Source organism: Streptomyces sp. NPDC002104 (genome assembly GCF_053593795.1).
In genome coordinates, this window is record NZ_JBSFDF010000004.1 from 170,631 (window position 1) to 184,833 (window position 14,203).

General features: G+C 71.0%; 17 protein-coding genes and 2 pseudogenes. 10 read left to right on the top strand and 9 right to left on the bottom strand.

All coding sequences use genetic code 11. The annotated features are described in order from the left end of the window. Positions 1-185: 185 nt before the first annotated feature. The 5 genes from ACWCP2_RS05640 to ACWCP2_RS05660 all read right to left on the bottom strand — a co-directional run bounded on the left by ACWCP2_RS05640 (position 186) and on the right by ACWCP2_RS05660 (position 3,594). Positions 186-1,127: a M48 family metalloprotease gene (locus tag ACWCP2_RS05640; protein WP_450907286.1), complete on the bottom strand. Its 942-nt coding sequence runs from the start codon at positions 1,125-1,127 to the stop codon at positions 186-188. Beyond that, entirely contained in the window at positions 1,124-1,498 is a 375-nt protein-coding gene (locus ACWCP2_RS05645) for a BlaI/MecI/CopY family transcriptional regulator (protein ID WP_450907287.1), read from the bottom strand. Before ACWCP2_RS05645 ends, ACWCP2_RS05640 begins: the two co-directional genes overlap by 4 nt. Before the next feature lie 66 nt (positions 1,499-1,564). Further along, positions 1,565-2,254, bottom strand: coding sequence for a phosphatase PAP2 family protein (locus ACWCP2_RS05650; protein WP_450907288.1), 690 nt, complete (start codon positions 2,252-2,254; stop codon positions 1,565-1,567). 66 nt (positions 2,255-2,320) lie between these two features. Next, positions 2,321-2,926, bottom strand: a complete 606-nt coding sequence (locus tag ACWCP2_RS05655) for a phosphatase PAP2 family protein (RefSeq protein ID WP_450907289.1) — start codon at positions 2,924-2,926, stop codon at positions 2,321-2,323. Further along, on the bottom strand, positions 2,923-3,594 hold the full coding sequence (locus ACWCP2_RS05660; protein ID WP_450907290.1) for a DedA family protein: 672 nt from the start codon (positions 3,592-3,594) through the stop codon (positions 2,923-2,925). Before ACWCP2_RS05660 ends, ACWCP2_RS05655 begins: the two co-directional genes overlap by 4 nt. A gap of 274 nt (positions 3,595-3,868) precedes the next feature. Here ACWCP2_RS05660 and ACWCP2_RS05665 point away from each other — a divergent pair, with 274 nt between their 5' ends. Then, entirely contained in the window at positions 3,869-4,366 is a 498-nt protein-coding gene (locus ACWCP2_RS05665; protein WP_450907291.1) for a hypothetical protein, read from the top strand. A gap of 181 nt (positions 4,367-4,547) precedes the next feature. Here ACWCP2_RS05665 and ACWCP2_RS05670 read toward each other — a convergent pair whose 3' ends face one another. Then, complete coding sequence (locus ACWCP2_RS05670) at positions 4,548-4,688, bottom strand: hypothetical protein (RefSeq protein ID WP_450907292.1); 141 nt, start codon at positions 4,686-4,688, stop codon at positions 4,548-4,550. Between the two features lie 106 nt (positions 4,689-4,794). Here ACWCP2_RS05670 and ACWCP2_RS05675 point away from each other — a divergent pair, with 106 nt between their 5' ends. The 6 genes and pseudogenes from ACWCP2_RS05675 to ACWCP2_RS05700 all read left to right on the top strand — a co-directional run bounded on the left by ACWCP2_RS05675 (position 4,795) and on the right by ACWCP2_RS05700 (position 10,283). Beyond that, positions 4,795-5,091: a C40 family peptidase gene (locus ACWCP2_RS05675; RefSeq protein ID WP_450907293.1), complete on the top strand. Its 297-nt coding sequence runs from the start codon at positions 4,795-4,797 to the stop codon at positions 5,089-5,091. Positions 5,092-6,065: 974 nt separating this feature from the next. Further along, positions 6,066-7,853: pseudogene (locus ACWCP2_RS05680) on the top strand (YwqJ-related putative deaminase); the annotation flags it as partial. 52 nt (positions 7,854-7,905) lie between these two features. Next, positions 7,906-8,376: an SUKH-3 domain-containing protein gene (locus ACWCP2_RS05685; RefSeq protein WP_450907294.1), complete on the top strand. Its 471-nt coding sequence runs from the start codon at positions 7,906-7,908 to the stop codon at positions 8,374-8,376. Position 8,377: 1 nt separating this feature from the next. Then, positions 8,378-8,761 carry a YwqJ-related putative deaminase gene (locus tag ACWCP2_RS05690; RefSeq protein ID WP_450907295.1) on the top strand — a complete coding sequence of 128 codons (384 nt, stop codon included), beginning with the start codon at positions 8,378-8,380 and terminating at the stop codon, positions 8,759-8,761. After that, positions 8,751-9,728, top strand: a complete 978-nt coding sequence (locus ACWCP2_RS05695; protein WP_450907296.1) for an SUKH-3 domain-containing protein — start codon at positions 8,751-8,753, stop codon at positions 9,726-9,728. The genes ACWCP2_RS05690 and ACWCP2_RS05695 overlap by 11 nt, the downstream gene beginning before the upstream one ends. Positions 9,729-9,935: 207 nt before the next feature. Beyond that, entirely contained in the window at positions 9,936-10,283 is a 348-nt protein-coding gene (locus ACWCP2_RS05700; protein WP_450907297.1) for a hypothetical protein, read from the top strand. 112 nt (positions 10,284-10,395) lie between these two features. Here the strand turns inward: ACWCP2_RS05700 and ACWCP2_RS05705 are convergent. After that, positions 10,396-10,824 (bottom strand): annotated as a pseudogene (locus tag ACWCP2_RS05705) (DUF6924 domain-containing protein). Positions 10,825-11,025: 201 nt separating this feature from the next. Then, positions 11,026-11,571, bottom strand: coding sequence for a hypothetical protein (locus ACWCP2_RS05710; RefSeq protein ID WP_450907298.1), 546 nt, complete (start codon positions 11,569-11,571; stop codon positions 11,026-11,028). A gap of 428 nt (positions 11,572-11,999) precedes the next feature. Here ACWCP2_RS05710 and ACWCP2_RS05715 point away from each other — a divergent pair, with 428 nt between their 5' ends. Then, positions 12,000-12,626: an alpha/beta hydrolase gene (locus ACWCP2_RS05715; protein ID WP_450907299.1), complete on the top strand. Its 627-nt coding sequence runs from the start codon at positions 12,000-12,002 to the stop codon at positions 12,624-12,626. Positions 12,627-12,741: 115 nt separating this feature from the next. On the opposite strand, the gene ACWCP2_RS05720 is transcribed toward ACWCP2_RS05715, so the two are convergent. Continuing rightward, positions 12,742-13,149: a RidA family protein gene (locus ACWCP2_RS05720; RefSeq protein WP_450907300.1), complete on the bottom strand. Its 408-nt coding sequence runs from the start codon at positions 13,147-13,149 to the stop codon at positions 12,742-12,744. Between the two features lie 100 nt (positions 13,150-13,249). On the opposite strand from ACWCP2_RS05720, the gene ACWCP2_RS05725 reads away from it, so the two are divergent. Both ACWCP2_RS05725 and ACWCP2_RS05730 read left to right on the top strand, forming a co-directional pair. Then, positions 13,250-13,642, top strand: coding sequence for a winged helix-turn-helix transcriptional regulator (locus ACWCP2_RS05725; RefSeq protein WP_450907301.1), 393 nt, complete (start codon positions 13,250-13,252; stop codon positions 13,640-13,642). 24 nt (positions 13,643-13,666) lie between these two features. Continuing rightward, positions 13,667-14,170 carry a GNAT family N-acetyltransferase gene (locus ACWCP2_RS05730; protein WP_450907302.1) on the top strand — a complete coding sequence of 168 codons (504 nt, stop codon included), beginning with the start codon at positions 13,667-13,669 and terminating at the stop codon, positions 14,168-14,170. Positions 14,171-14,203 lie beyond the last annotated feature (33 nt).

Here is a 14,203-nt window from a genome sequence, read left to right on the forward strand (position 1 = left end):
AGGACGACTCCGTGCGGGGCTCGCGAGAGTCCCCTCCGCGCCGTGGGCTCACTCGACGACTGCGGCGGCCGACCCGGACGGCGGCCGGCCGAGTGCGTCGCGAACCGTCGCGGAGCCTACATACATGTAGTCACTGAGGAAAAGCCGCCCCCCTGCCTTGGCCGGTGGTCCGGACCCGGGCCGTATCAGTCGGCGGGATGCTCTCCCTGCGCGATCTCCACTCCGCGGTGCAGCCATACGGCGCCGCCGAGGGTCGATGCTCCCGCCGAGGCGGTCACCAGCGCCATGGCCAGCAGGGCGGGTGCGATGCGGCGGGCGGGGGCCTGCGCGAGGAGGGCCCGGACCCGCGCGGGGACGGGGCCGGTGGTGGCTCCGGCCACAACGGTGGGCAGCAGCCGCCCGGTTCCGCGGGACGTGGCGGCCAGGGCGGCGTGCCCGACGGCTCGCGCCGTCAGGCGCCGGTCCCCGCACGTGGCGGCCGCCGCCTCGTCCGCGGCGCGCTCGGCGGCGAAGGACACGTGCGGGATCACCGCCGCCAGGGCCGGATGGCACCAGCCGGCCAGTCGCGCCAACGCCAGGAACACGTGGTGGCGTCCGGCGAGGTGAGCCCGTTCATGGCTGAGCAGCGCTTCGCGCTCCCCGGGTTCCAGGGCCCTGAGCATGCCCGCCGTGACGACGACCCTGCCCGCCGCCCCCAGGCCGCCGGGCAGCGCGAACGCGTCCGGCCGCTCGTCGTCGATCACGCTCAGGCCCCCGGCCTCGGGCACACCGGCCACGCGACCGTGGGCCGCTCGCAGCCGCAGCACTTCGGCGAGGACCCCTCGTACCCCGAGGACCACGCCCAGGGCGAGGGCGCCGAGCGCCGGCACCGAGAACGCGAGCACGAGGGACGCCGGGCCGGCCTGAACGGGTCGGAGCAGGTGCGCCAGTCCGGCCAGTACGGGAAGGTCCAGGGCGACCGGCAGGACGAGGGCGCCCAGACAGGCCGGCACACCGAGGGCCATGACGGTGGTGGCGCCGGTGACCGACCACAGGGCGACGTCGGGCCGGATCCGCTCGGCGGTCCGCCGCGCCAGCGGCGGCAACAGCCAGGGCAGCAGCAGCGGAACCAGCAGGAGCACGATCACGGGCGGCCCTCCTCCAGCAGCCGCCGGAGCTCGGCCTCGTCGCCGGAGCTGAGCCCCTGCACGAACCGGGCCAGCACGATGCCGCGGTCCTCGCCGACCTCGTCGAGTGCGTGGTGCATGCGCCGCGCCGTCAGGCCGTGCGCGTCCTGGACGGCGAAGTAGACGAACCCCCGCCCGCCGGGGCGACGGCCCACCATCCCCTTCTCGCACAGCCGACCCAGCAGGGTCGCCACCGTGGTGCGGGCCAGGTCCTGGGATATCGCCACCCGTACCTCGGCGGCCGACAGCGGCCCTCCGGCCGCCCACAGCGCTGCGAGCACGCTGGCCTCCAGCTCACCGGCGGGCCTGCGCTCGCCGTCCCCCTCCGCCATGGAGTCCTCCATCCATCGAGCTACCGCGCTACCGCGCTACCGGACGGCTGCGGAAAAGCAGACCGACTACTTTACTGTAGACCGGACGCGGCGGGATCCCTTCCCCACCCGGCACCCGGCACCCGGCACCCGGCACCCGAACGCGCAGGCCAGCACGGAGAGCCACACCGCGGCGAAGAGCCAGCCGCCGATCACGTCGCTGAACCAGTGCACCCCCAGGTAGACGCGGGTCAGGCCGACAGCCGCGCCCCAGAGCCCGATCACGAGGACGGCCGCCCGGGGCGCCCGCGGACCGCGCAGAACCAGCGCCGCCACCAGGAGGCCCGCGGTCAGCGCGGCGGTGGTGGCGTGCCCGGAGGGAAACGACCAGCGCGAGGCGTGCGCGGCCCAGTCGCCCACCGGAGGGCGCGGGCGGGCGATCGAGGCCATGGCCGCGTAGCGAAGGGCCTGTCCGGCTCCCAGGCAGAGCAGCAGACCGGCCGCCGCGAAGGCCCGCTGCCCGGTGGTGCGCCCCGCGTACAGGCCGGCCAGCAGGAGCAGCAGGTACGGGATGAGACCGGTGCCGGTGTCGGTCAGGGCGCGCGCGAGCGCCTCGGCGACGGCGGGGCGGTGCGCCACGGACCATCGGTGGAGACCGGCGTCGGCGGGAAGGGGGCGCCCGGAGGCCCTCAGGACCCACAGCGTCAGCAGCCCGAAGAGCACTCCGGCGGCCAGGGCCGCCCACCTCGCGCGGCGGGCGAGCCGGGCACGCGTCACGAGCCGGGCCCGCGTCACGAACCGGGCCGCATCACGAGCCGGTCCCTGTCACGAACCGGGCCCCCGTCACGAGCCGGCCAGGAGCGGACGCAGCGGGCCGCTCTTCAACTTCCGCGCCCAGGCGCCCTCGTGGCGCCGGACGGAGCGCGCCAGGACGTAGGCCACCAGCGCGCCGACGAGGAGCCCGGCGAGCACGTCGTGCGGGTAGTGCGCGCCCACCCAGACCCGGGAGCCGGCCATCAGTACCGCCGCGGCCACGGCAAGGGCTCCGAGCCGGCGCGAGACGAAGAGCAGCGCGACGGCCGCCGCCGCGGCGATGGCGGCGTGGTTGCTGGGGAAGGACCAGTCACCGGGAGCCGGACAGGCCTCCAGCGTGGACACCCGAAGGCTCCGGCACGGCCGGTCCTCACGCACCACGCTCTTGAGCAGCAGATCCGCGCCGAAGGCGAGCACCGTGATCACCGGGACGGCGAGAGCGGTGACCACCCCGTGCGTGCCGGCGCGCCGGGCCGTCCACCACCCGGCGAGCATCAGCAGGGCGAGTACAGCCAGCCCGTAGGTCGACCAGGCGGCGATCAGGGCGTCCAGCCAGCCCGGAGCGCGGCGGGCGAGGCCGATCACGTCGGCGTAGGCGGAGCCGTCGACGGGCGAACCGTCGTACGCGGGGGTCATCGGGCAGATCCGTTCTGGTGCTTGCCGGCCCGTCGGGAGCGCAGCAGTTCGATCGCGAGCGGCAACAGGGAGAGGGCGACGACGAGGGCGACGACCGGCAGGAGGTAGCGCTCGACGCCGGGGACCGACGAGCCGAGCCCGTAGCCGCCCAGCACGAGGCCGACCGTCCAGGCGAGGCCGCCGACGACCTGCCAGAGGGTGAAGACGCGGGCCGGAACGCCGAGTGCACCGGCGAGCGGGTTGAGTACGGTGCGCACCACCGGGACGAAGCGGGCGAGGACGATGGCCTTGGCGTGCCCGTACCTTTCGAGCAGGACCTCGGCCCGCTCGGCGCCCTCGCGCAGCCGCTTGTTCCCCGTGCGCGCCAGCAGGGCCCCGCCGGCGCGGCGCCCGATCAGGTACCCCACCTGCGCGCCCGCCAGCGCACCGGTCGCGGCGGCAGCCAGCACCCATGGCAGGGAGAGCGTCGATGCCTTGTCCGCGTGTCCGGCACACAGCAGGCCCGCGGAGAACAGGAGCGAGTCCCCCGGCAGGAAGAACCCGACCAGCAACCCGGTCTCCGCGAACATCACGACCGCTATGCCCAGCACCCCGAAGGCCGCCAGCAGCGACTGCGCATCGAGCAGGTTGACCGCGAGGTCGGTCGCGAGGGGAAGGGAAGGGGCCATGGCGAGAGGGCCTCTCGGAGAGACGGGGGCAGGGCAGCCGAGCAGAACGCCCAGCGACTACATTCCCGTAGACGGTCTACTGCACTGTAGACGATCGCGGGACGAGTGCGGCCTCGGCAACGACGCTTCGGGCGACCGCGGCGCACCCCGCGGGACCTGCCCCCAGGGGGATCACCTAGAGTGAAGCGGGCGACTACGTCCATGTAGACGCGAGCGCTCGGACCCACACCGTGGGCCGCCATCCCTCACCGGACCGATGCGAGGAGGAGCGCCGATGCGGATCGTCATCGAAGACATCCCGGACGACCTCGGCAGCGAAATCGCCCTGGGCGTCATCGGGCTGGTCGCCCGCCACGCCCCGGTCTCCTCCGGCACCGACGGCCCCACCGTGTTCATGGAGAGCGACTGGACGACCGAGCGCGCCGCCCATTTGGTACGCGACCTCCCGGCCCGCGCCGTCCACGTCCTGCACCACGTCGTCGAGGGTTCCGGCTGGGCCGGTGTGGAAACGCTTCGCGGCGCGAACGGCGAGGAAGTCTGGAAGGGCCTCAACACCACCCTCACCAACGCGGTCACCCGCGGCACCCGGCGCGGACTGTGGCCCGCCGGAATCCGGGTCCCCCTGACCCCCACGGCCCACCACGACGAAGACCGGCGCATCCGCGGCTACGCCATGCCCTGCGAGTTGGTCGCGGTCTTCGCCCGGGCGATGAAGACGGTCAAGGGAGAGACGGCCGTCCGGCCTGCCGCGCCGCGAACGCGACCAGGATGACGTGGCCGTAGGCGCGGATGGCGTCGCCACGCCCTGGACCCACCGGGACGTGCCCCAGAGCGTGAGCTCGCCGTCTTCCAGGCTCCGTGGGCCGCGCGCCGCGGCCCCGGCCGTCGTGGCGACCACGACCTCGATCGGCCGGCCGTCCGGCCGTCCGCAGAAGGCCAGTTCGGTCGCCGCACTACTCGGGCAGCTCCGTCCACAGGTCGAGGAACGCCCGCAGTGGCGCACTCGGCCGGGTGCTCGCCCGCCATACGAGCACCTTCCGCAAGCGGATGGCGGGCTCCAGCGGCACGACGACGAACCGCGGGTCCGCGCCCATCGGTGGCCTGGGCCCTGGGCCGGCGGGGCGGCTGGTACCAGCTCGGCGGTGACTGCACGGACGCCTGGGACCGAACCGGCAGCACTGGTGCGACTGCTCGTCCCTGGTGCAGCAGGCTTACGGGGCTGCCGGGATCACCATCCCGCGCGTGACGTACGACCAGATCAAACTGCCCGTCCAGGTCGACCTGGACGACCCGAAGCCGGGTGACCTCTTCTTCAGCACGGGCTCCGACGGCTCGGCCGCCAGGCCGGGGCACGTGGGGATGCACGTCGGATCCGGCATGCTCATCGAGGCCCCGCGCACGGGGATCCGTACGCGGATCGTCCCGTACGCGAGCTGGCGGAACTCGACGAACTACCTGACCCGGGTGACGGGCATGCGTCGGGTGGCGAACTGGTGACCCGGTTGACCGGCACGAGCACGGGGACACACATGCAGGAACAGGACCAGGACCACGCCCTCTTCCGCCCCTGGGGCATCGTCGACCCACGGTTCTGGACGGGGGCGGAGCGCGAGGAAGTCCGGGCCTACCTCGCGCACCTGACCGACGTTCACCCCGCCGTCGCGGTGACCTGGTACCTCCACGTAGTCCGCCTGCACGCCGCTCTTCACGGCCCGGAACACCCGGAGACGGACCTCGCGATCCGCCGGGCATGCAGCCTGTGGAAGAAACTCCCACCCCAGGACGCGGTCCGCCTCGCCGGGACCTTGATCGAGCCCTTCACCAAGCTGCGGGGTGCGGGAACGGCATTTCCAACGAGTTGTTGCTCTACTGAATCGGTCTGCGGTGGGGGCCCCGCCCCTCGTCCGGGTGACGTTTCCTGGCGGTCCTGGGGTGGAGTGGGCGAATTACCGAGGTGGTCAGTCCCACCAGCCGGCGCCGGTCTGCCAGCGCCGGACCCACTCCAGGAAGCCGAAGGCTTCCGGCCCGGGATATGGGTAGGCGCCCACGTCGCTGACCAGCCAGACCCTGCCCCTCTGGGGCCTGTTGACGACGAGGATCCAGTAGGAGAGTCCATCATCGGTGCCCGGACCACGGAGCCGTGGCCGAAGACGTCGGCAACGCGCGCGTCGTGGTCTTCGGCGAGGGGCTCGCCTTCCCAGGCCCAGGCCTCCGGCAGAGCGGGAACGGTGAAGCCAAGTGCCGCCCTACCCCGTTCCGGTCGGTCGCCCGCGGGGATGAGCCCGCCCGCAATCAGGTCTGCGATGCGCACGTCCGCGCATGTTGTCCGGGCCTCACTCAACTCGGAGGAGCGGCTAGAACCTCATCACCGAGTGACCGAAATTTGCTGGTGCGGATTAGCTGTCAGATCGACTGCGTGATAGGACTGTTCGATCATTTGATCGGTTCTGGCTCATGGGGGATGAGTTCACGTGGCTGTCACGGTGCCCGACTGGGCCGACACACTGCTGGATTTGATCGGTGTGGCCTGGCCGAACGTGGACGAGGACGCCTACCGCGCCATGGCCGACTCGCTCCGCGAGTTCGCCGAGGACCTGCTCGACGACGGTCAGCTCGCCAACAATCATGTCGAGCGGCTTCTTTCCGCCAGCAAGGGCGAGTCGATCGCGGCCCTGAACGAGCACTGGAACAAGGTCAAGGGCAAGCACTTCAGGGACATCGCGGACGCGGCCCGCACCATCGCCAGCGCGATGGACACTGCTGCCGGTGCCGTCGAGGCCATGAAGGTCGCGGCCCTCGTCCAGCTCGGTTACCTTGCCGCCGAGGCCGGTATAGCCATCTCCCTCATCCCCGTCACCGCGGGACTCTCCACGCTCTTCGGCGCCGCCGCAATGCGGGCCACGCAAGAGGTCGTCAAGCGCCTCATCAAGGAATGCGTCGAGGAAGCCGTCGGCTACATCGTCTCCGCCATGGCTGAGCCGGCCGTCGCCGCCCTGGAGGGAATGGCCGCCGACCTCGTGGTCCAGCTCGGTTCCATGGCGCTGGGATTCCAGGACGGGGTCGACCTCGGCCAGACCGGGACGGCGGGCAAGGACGGGTTCAACGACGGCGTCCAGTCCGGCAAGGAAGCCTTCCACCTCGCCTCGGCCGGCAGCTCGGGATCAGCAGCGGGAGGAGGCGCGGGCGCATACAGCGGTGGTGGTACCGGTCTGGTCGACGTACACATCGAACACGTCGAGCACACCCGCGCGGGAACCAGCCTGAACATCGTCAGCGGCGGCATCCACGGCAAGACCACCACCCACCTGACCAAGGCCAAGTCCCACCACGGCCGTACCCGTGGCCGGGATTCCATCGCCCAGGCCATCGACCCCGTTGCCGACAAGGCCATGGCCGCCCTCACCAAAGCCACCAAGGCCATGGGCGACCACGTGGGCACCACCCTCCCCAGGGCCGTACGGCTGATATCGGCCGATCACAAGAAGAACGACCAGGCCATCCACGACGAGTTCAACCGTCTGAAGGGGAAGAAGGAAGCGCACTCCGGCGGCGGGAAGCACCCGGGCGGCGACGGCACCGCAGGGAGTGGCGGCACAGCGGGAGGCAGCGGGGCCGGTGGGAACGGCGGGAACGGTGGCGGCGGGAACGGTGGCGACGGAAAGAGCCCCGCCGCCGACGACGGCCCCGAAGGGCGCCGCATGGATCCGCAGCCGAAGTGGCACGGCGAGACGGCGGGGAAGATGAAGCACCACCGCCGAGACACCCTCACCGTGGACCATCTGAGTCCGGACGAGCAGCGCGCGCTCATGGTCCAGGAAGCCCGGAGGCTGGCGGACGACGCGCGGGACCAACCCGCGACCAATCCCTATCCCGACGGGAAGCACCGTCTCAAGACGGCCTGTGGCGGAACCCTCCTCCACGATGGGGTACTCACCGCGCATTCGAGCAGCTCGTCCACCGGAACCGCCGCCATGAACCGGCACCCCGCGCTGCAGAACGTCCTCGATCAAGTCGAACAACAGCTGACCGCCGAGGGAGTCAATGCGGGAAACGGTCACGGAAAGTGCTCCGAAGTCGCGCTGATATCGGACCGCCTCCACCAGCTCGATCCCACCGGGACCAGGATCGTCACTCCCTCCGACGTCCAGGAAGCGATGCGCGGATCGCTCATCCACACCCGGCAGATCGGGGACATGCGCCCCGGCGACGACCAGATCCTGCACGGGGAGTACAAACCTCCCTGCAGGTCCTGTACGAGAATGCTCCCCATGGCCGGGGTGACCCCCCACCAGCACTGAAAGGAGGAACGGCATGGCAAGGATGACCCCCGAGCAGGTCGAGGCAGCCCTCACGGGAGCCGGCTGGCACCCCGGACGGGACATCGGCGACCAGGTGAAGGACCTGGTGCGCGTCGTCACCGACAAGTACGAGGCCGAGGGCTTCCCCCTGGAACCGATCCGGACCGCGGTGGACTTCGTACGCGAGTACGGGAACCTGCGACTGGACATCCCCGGCGATCCACCGGACGCGGCGGTCTTCACCCCGCACTGGATCTATGAGGAAAGCGGCGAGGACGTGGCCGAACTGGCTGCCGACCTCGGCACCGCCGTGTTCCCGGTCGGATACGACACCTTCGACCGCTCGATGATCCTCATCGACACGACGGGACGTTTCTTCCTCATCCACCACACAGGAAGCTACTTCCTGGGAAGCAACACGTATGAGGCGGTCAGCTGCTTGTTGCGCGGACCGCTGCAGGAAGCCGGAGCCTACTTTGTCTGACGTGATTCCCGGTGTGGCCGCCTCGCTGCTCGTCGGCGGCAGGGTGCTCAGCCACACCAACCTCAGTGGGGACGGCGAGCCCCGTCTGCACTCCGCCGTGCAGGCCTTCTTCGACGAGCTCCCACCGGCCCAGCGGGAGCCGTTCATCGGTTACTGCGCCGAATGCGCGCTGATCTCGGACCAGTTCCACGCCCTCGACGCGCAGCGGAACGACGGACGAACCACCGACCTCGACGAAGCCCTGTCGCATTTCGCCGGGTCGGCCATCGTCGCGCGCAAGATCCGACCCCACGGGGACCCCGAGCACGGCGCCGAGGCCGAGGTCTGCCGATCCTGCTCCGCCCTGCTCGACCGGCTCGGCATCGACGTTATCCATGACCGCTGACATCACCCCGAATACCCGGAACTCCCCGAACACCCCGAAGGCCACGGGCGGTGAGAGCGCCATGGGCCGCGAGCAAGCGGCCATGCTGGCTGTCCTGGAGGTCGGAGCCCTGGGCTGGGAGCCGTTCCCGACGGCGGTGGAAGCCTTGCGCGCCTGGTACGGGGTACGTGTGGATCCCACCGGAGCTGGACTGGCCGTCGCACCGACCGGCGCGGTCGTCGACCCGCGCGAGGCCCAGTACACCGCGGGTACCTTCCACGCCCTCGCAGGGCACGTCGGCCTCCGCCTGTTCCCCTTCGGCCGGACCACCGCCGACGCCCCTCTCGCCGTGGACGAGCTCGGGCGCCTCTTCACCGTGGACCACGGCGGGTTCCGGCTCCTCGGTGAATCGGTGGCCGACGGTCTGAGCGCGCTCACCGAGGGGCGGATGCCCGTACGGCTCGCCGCCCGGCGGGGATCCTGGCCTCTCGGCCCGTTCCGACCCGAGGACCGGATCGCCGAGGCACTCCGGGTCGGGCTGACCGCCGTGTACGTCCTTCACCGCCACGGCGCGTACAGCGCCCGCGCGCTCCAGCTGCGCGCCACCACCTTGCGCGGGATCGGCGCAGTCGCTCTCGACCGGTCCTTCCCCCTGCCCAGGGGCTCCCTGGAGGCCTCGGCCGGACCCCTCGCCCACGCCATGGCCGAGGCCTTGGCGATCGCGGGTGTCCCCGTCGCAGGCGCCGAGCTGCGCCTCTCCATACCGCCGCCACCCACCAGCACCGGGCCGCTCTCCACCTTCGACTGCGCGCTCACCCTGGGCGCCTCGGCACTCCACCCGACTGCGGCCTCCCTCACGCTCACTGCCGGCCCGGGCTCCTCCGTCGGCCCCTCGGCAGAGGTGTTCGACGCCTGCTCGGCCGACTTCTCGCGCATCTGGCAGGCGCCCGGAGCTCCGGACATCCTCCCCGAACCGGCCGCTCGCTGACTGTCGGGAGAAAGCGCCCGACGCCCCGCGACGCACTGGACCCGTCACCGCGCCGCGCCGCCGCAGCAAGCCCGACCGGGACGTCCGAGGTCAGGTAAGGCACACGGTGTCAGCGGATTGGGGCCAGGTACGGAGGCGTGTGAGGATGCGCCTGTGGACTGCGATGTGTGTGGACGGGCGATGGGGCGATGGCCGTCGCTGCCGGCAGTGACGCACGCGGAGATCTGGTCCTGTTCCTGGTGCCACGCCACCACCCATATGGATGGCGAGTGGTTCGAGGTTGTGCGGCCGCCGTACTTGCCCATCGAGATGCGTTGGGACCTGGCGGTCGCGGACGGCCTTCCCGCCGACTTGTCCCACGCCTTCGGTAGTTCTGGCAGGACGCTGTGCGGGATTGAGGAGGCCAGCATGTCGCCGTCGTTCGACCACAAGTGGGAGCCGGAGAAGGAGAACGCCTGTGGCGCCTGCCGGGAAGTGGCGGGTGTCATCGATGACCGCTGGCCGCGGGCGATGAGGGTCCAGGACGCGCGCGTCAGCGTGACTCGGCGGCTATGAGTCCTTCCAGTTCGGAGTCGATTCTCGTGTGAGCCTGCGGCTCATCACCCGCGAAGCCACGCTGACCTGACGCGGGACATAGCCCGCCCAGACGGGCCGCCACGAGAAGCCGTCAGCCCTCGTCGAAGCCGCGGAAGATCCCTGATCCATCAGCGGCGTCGGCGAACTCCGCACAGTCCATGTTGGCGATGCTGAGGTTGGCCGAGATGTCAGGAAACCACTGCACGGGGACCCTGAACGTCCGCCCAGGCTCGTCCGAGAGGTCCACGACCAGGAGCGGGTGACCCGGATCCTTCATCGTGACTGCGTCCGCCAGAAACATGTAGACGATCTGCTCATCTTCGTCGGCAGCAGCCTCTGCTTCCAGTAATGCCTGGACTCCCACGCCAGCAAAGCGGAGCTCGCTGACCTACGTGGCATGGGGGTACTCACCCGCCGCGTCGAGTGCGGCACGAACCGCGTCCCAGGCTCCCTCGTCACCGAAGTCAGTACGCAGGACCAGCGTTCCTTTACGTCTACCTCGGCACCGCCACGGCAGCAACCCTCGTCATCTGGCTGCGAACATGATCGGCCGGACAAGTCCTAGCTGGACGAACGCCGGAGGATCTCGGATCGCGGATCACGTAGCCCCGGGGCTCGGGTACGAGGGTCACGTACTCATCTTTCTCCCGGTCGGTCCGGTGGCGGACCCACCGGCCTTGATAGGGAGGACCGTCGTGCGCGGGCGGCGCTGCACGCCCGGTCATGGCCGTGCTTGCGGCGGTGTGCTGCCGCTCTGCATCCCGTTCTCAGGCCGGCGGGCCACCTGCCGCGTCGGGGAAGGCAAGGGGGAAGGGGAGGTGCTTCGGCTCGACGGCGAGGGGGTGACCTGTCCGTGCAACTGCCGAAGGGCTGCGGCGCGGTCGCCGGTCTCGCGGGCGTGGCCGACGGGTGCCGCAGTGCGCATCTCCTCGCGCAGCGCGTTCTCCTGCTGCAGCGCGACCGCTTTCGCGCGGTGCCGCGCGGCCGCCGTGTTCTGGGCCGCGGCGCCGGCCCGGAGCTGCTGAACGTCCTCGGTGACACGGTCGTCGAGGCGGGCGGCCAGCAGGGGGACTCGCTGCCGCAGCGTCTCCAACATGGCGTCCATGGACTGGGCGTCCTCGGGCAGGACCAGGGTTGCGCCCCGCGCGAGCAGGGAGACGTGCGGGTTCCCGGTGAGGGCCTCCCAGCCTCCGCGCAGTGCCTCGGTACAGGCGCGCGACGCTCGCCCCGCCTCGTCGAGTGCGGCCGCGTGCTGCTGCTCGTACAACGGCGTTCAACCGTAAGTCCCGCGACCCTCGTATCCCCAGTGACCTTCTTGTCTTCTTGGCGGTGCTTTTGGTCGTGAGTGTCTTTGTCCTGGTCGGACACAGCGCCCCTCAGGACCTCGCCGGATACGCCACCGCCGCGACAGTGCTTTACGCCGCGTGGCGGCGGCCGCAGGACGGCGGCCCGAAGGACCGCCGCTAGCCGGCCACTGCCATTGCCCAGCCTGCGCCACCTCGCTGAGATGCTCGACAACCGCGAGACCTGAGCAGCCAGACCTGTCCGCGTCGAACGGCAGGCTGCCCCACGTAGTCACACAACGCCCCCGGCGCAACCTCGCGCCGGGGGTGTTCCGCACTGACAAAACCCTCCGCCGCGCGCCAGCAGCCGGTGCCAGGCCCTGGCGACCGCGGCCTGACGTACGGAACACGGATGGCGTTCCAACTCTGCGTGCTGCTCTGCGTGTTCTCCGGCCCCTCGGGCCACTTGGATGGAGGAGCCGGACGGGCATCGGGCCCGTCCCTCCTCCGCATCGGAGACGATCATGGCAGCCCTCAGGAACATCGTGCTGGTACACGGCGGCTTCGTGGAGGCAACCACCCGCACGTCGCCGCGCTCGCCTACATCGCCGCCTTCGCACCGGACAAGGGCGAGTCCGTTGCCTCCCTGATCGCCGACCCGGCGCCCGGTGCGCCGGTCCCGCCGATCCTGCCGCCCCAGGACGGCCGCCTCCTCCTGGACCGGGACGGGTTCGCGGCCTCCTTCGCCGCCGACGTCCCCGAAGCGACGGCCGCGTTCATGGCCGACTCCCAGGTCCCCTGGGGCGTCGACGCCCTCGAAGGGGCCGTATCCGAACCGGCCTGGCAGGCCAAGCCGTCGTGGTACCTGGTCGCCACCGACGACCGCATGATCCCGCCGGCCGCCCAGCGCGCCATGTCCGAACGGGCCGGGGCGACCGTCACCGAGACCCCCGGCAGCCACGCCGTCTACGTCTCCCGCCCGGCCGTCGTTGCCGCCGTCATCGCCCAGGCCGCACACGGCCTCGGTCCTCACGCCTGACGGCACGCGGGCGCCGCCGTGGCGGGCACGGCGGCGCTGCGGGGACCGCTCTCCGCGCCGGCCGGGTCGCGGCCGGCGCGGCCGGCGTCGAGGTGCTCGTCCGCATCGCCCCGGTTCAGTCGATGACGGCGGTGGCTTCGATCTCGACCAGGTGCTCGGGTACGTCGAGCGCGGCGACGCCCAGCAGGGAGGCCGGCGGGACCGGTACGGCTCCGAGCTTCGCGGCCGCCCGGTCGATCCCCTCCATCAGCAGGGGCATCTTGTCGGGGGTCCAGTCCACGACGTGGACGGTCAGCTTCGCCACGTCGGCGAAGGAGGCGCCGACGCCCGACAGGGCGGTGGCGATGTTGAGGTAGCACTGCTCGACCTGGGCGGCGAGGTCGCCTTCGCCGACCGTGGTGCCGTCGGCCTTCCAGGAGACCTGTCCGGCGATGAAGACGAGCTTCGATCCCGTGGCGATCGACACCTGCCGGTAGGCGTCGATCTCCGGCAGTCCCTCGGGGTTCACCAGGGTGATGGCCATGCTGTCCGCCTCCATTGATGCTCTCTTGTGGTTACTCAGGAACCGTAGGAGAGTGGCCTCCGACAGGGAAGAACGCACTTTTCAGTGACTGGGGAACCCCATGGTGACCAAGCAGCTCACGGGCTCGCCCGACGATGCGGACCTCAGGCGGGCGGACTCGCTGGGGCGGGAGATCTTCTCGGACGTCGCCAACAAATGGGCGCTCCTGATCATCGAGGCCCTCGGGGAGCGCACCCTGCGCTTCAGCGCGCTGCGTGACGAGGTCGAGGGCATCAGCCACAAGATGCTCACCCAGAACCTGCGGATGCTGGAGCGCTACGGGCTGCTCGAGCGGACCGTCCACCCCGTCGTGCCGCCGCGCGTCGAGTACACCCTCACCGAGCCGGGCCAGGCCCTGCGGGCGACGATCGACGGACTGTGCGACTGGACCCACCGGCACTTCGGCCACATCGAGGCCTCCCGCCGCCGCTTCGACGCCATCGGGAGGGCGTGACGATCCGTGGGGCAAGGTGGGCGCATGACTACGTACGAGACCATGCAGTTCCACCTCGAGACCGAGCGCCTGATATTGCGTCCGTGGGCCGAATCGGACGCCGCCGAGTTCTGCGCCCTCCTCTCCGAACGCGGCAAGGGGACTCCCACCGTCGAGCACATCCGGACGTCCATCGCGGGGCTGCTCAGCGCCACGGCGACCACGGGGATCGCCCTGTTGCCCATCCAGCGCCGTGACGAAGGGGACTTCATCGGCTACTGCGGCCTGATCATCGGCCGTGCCACCGTGGAGGAGCCCGAAATCGCGTATGAGCTGTTCCAGCACGCACATGGGCAGGGCTACGCCACCGAGGCGGCCGGCGCGGTGCTCGATGCCGCTGTCGCGACCGGGCGGAAGCGGCTCTGGTCGACCGTCGGCACGTGGAACACACCGTCGCTCCGCGTCCTGGAGAAGCTCGGGTTCGAGCGGGACCACGTGTCCACGGAGGAGAACGGCGAAGTGGTCTGGCTCACGCGCTCGTTGCCGTGACGTGACGTGACGTGAGAGTACGCCCCGGGCGAT

Bases quoted from the DNA above. Each gene is read 5' to 3' on its own strand.
- ACWCP2_RS05695 (WP_450907296.1), top strand. From the start codon at position 8,751: ATGACCGCTGACATCACCCCGAATACCCGGAACTCCCCGAACACCCCG.
- ACWCP2_RS05725 (WP_450907301.1), top strand. From the start codon at position 13,250: ATGGTGACCAAGCAGCTCACGGGCTCGCCCGACGATGCGGACCTCAGG.
- ACWCP2_RS05670 (WP_450907292.1), bottom strand. From the start codon at position 4,688: ATGGGCGCGGACCCGCGGTTCGTCGTCGTGCCGCTGGAGCCCGCCATC.
- ACWCP2_RS05645 (WP_450907287.1), bottom strand. From the start codon at position 1,498: ATGGCGGAGGGGGACGGCGAGCGCAGGCCCGCCGGTGAGCTGGAGGCC.
- ACWCP2_RS05685 (WP_450907294.1), top strand. From the start codon at position 7,906: ATGGCAAGGATGACCCCCGAGCAGGTCGAGGCAGCCCTCACGGGAGCC.
- ACWCP2_RS05720 (WP_450907300.1), bottom strand. From the start codon at position 13,149: ATGGCCATCACCCTGGTGAACCCCGAGGGACTGCCGGAGATCGACGCC.
- ACWCP2_RS05715 (WP_450907299.1), top strand. From the start codon at position 12,000: ATGGCGTTCCAACTCTGCGTGCTGCTCTGCGTGTTCTCCGGCCCCTCG.
- ACWCP2_RS05730 (WP_450907302.1), top strand. From the start codon at position 13,667: ATGACTACGTACGAGACCATGCAGTTCCACCTCGAGACCGAGCGCCTG.
- ACWCP2_RS05660 (WP_450907290.1), bottom strand. From the start codon at position 3,594: ATGGCCCCTTCCCTTCCCCTCGCGACCGACCTCGCGGTCAACCTGCTC.
- ACWCP2_RS05665 (WP_450907291.1), top strand. From the start codon at position 3,869: ATGCGGATCGTCATCGAAGACATCCCGGACGACCTCGGCAGCGAAATC.
- ACWCP2_RS05655 (WP_450907289.1), bottom strand. From the start codon at position 2,926: ATGACCCCCGCGTACGACGGTTCGCCCGTCGACGGCTCCGCCTACGCC.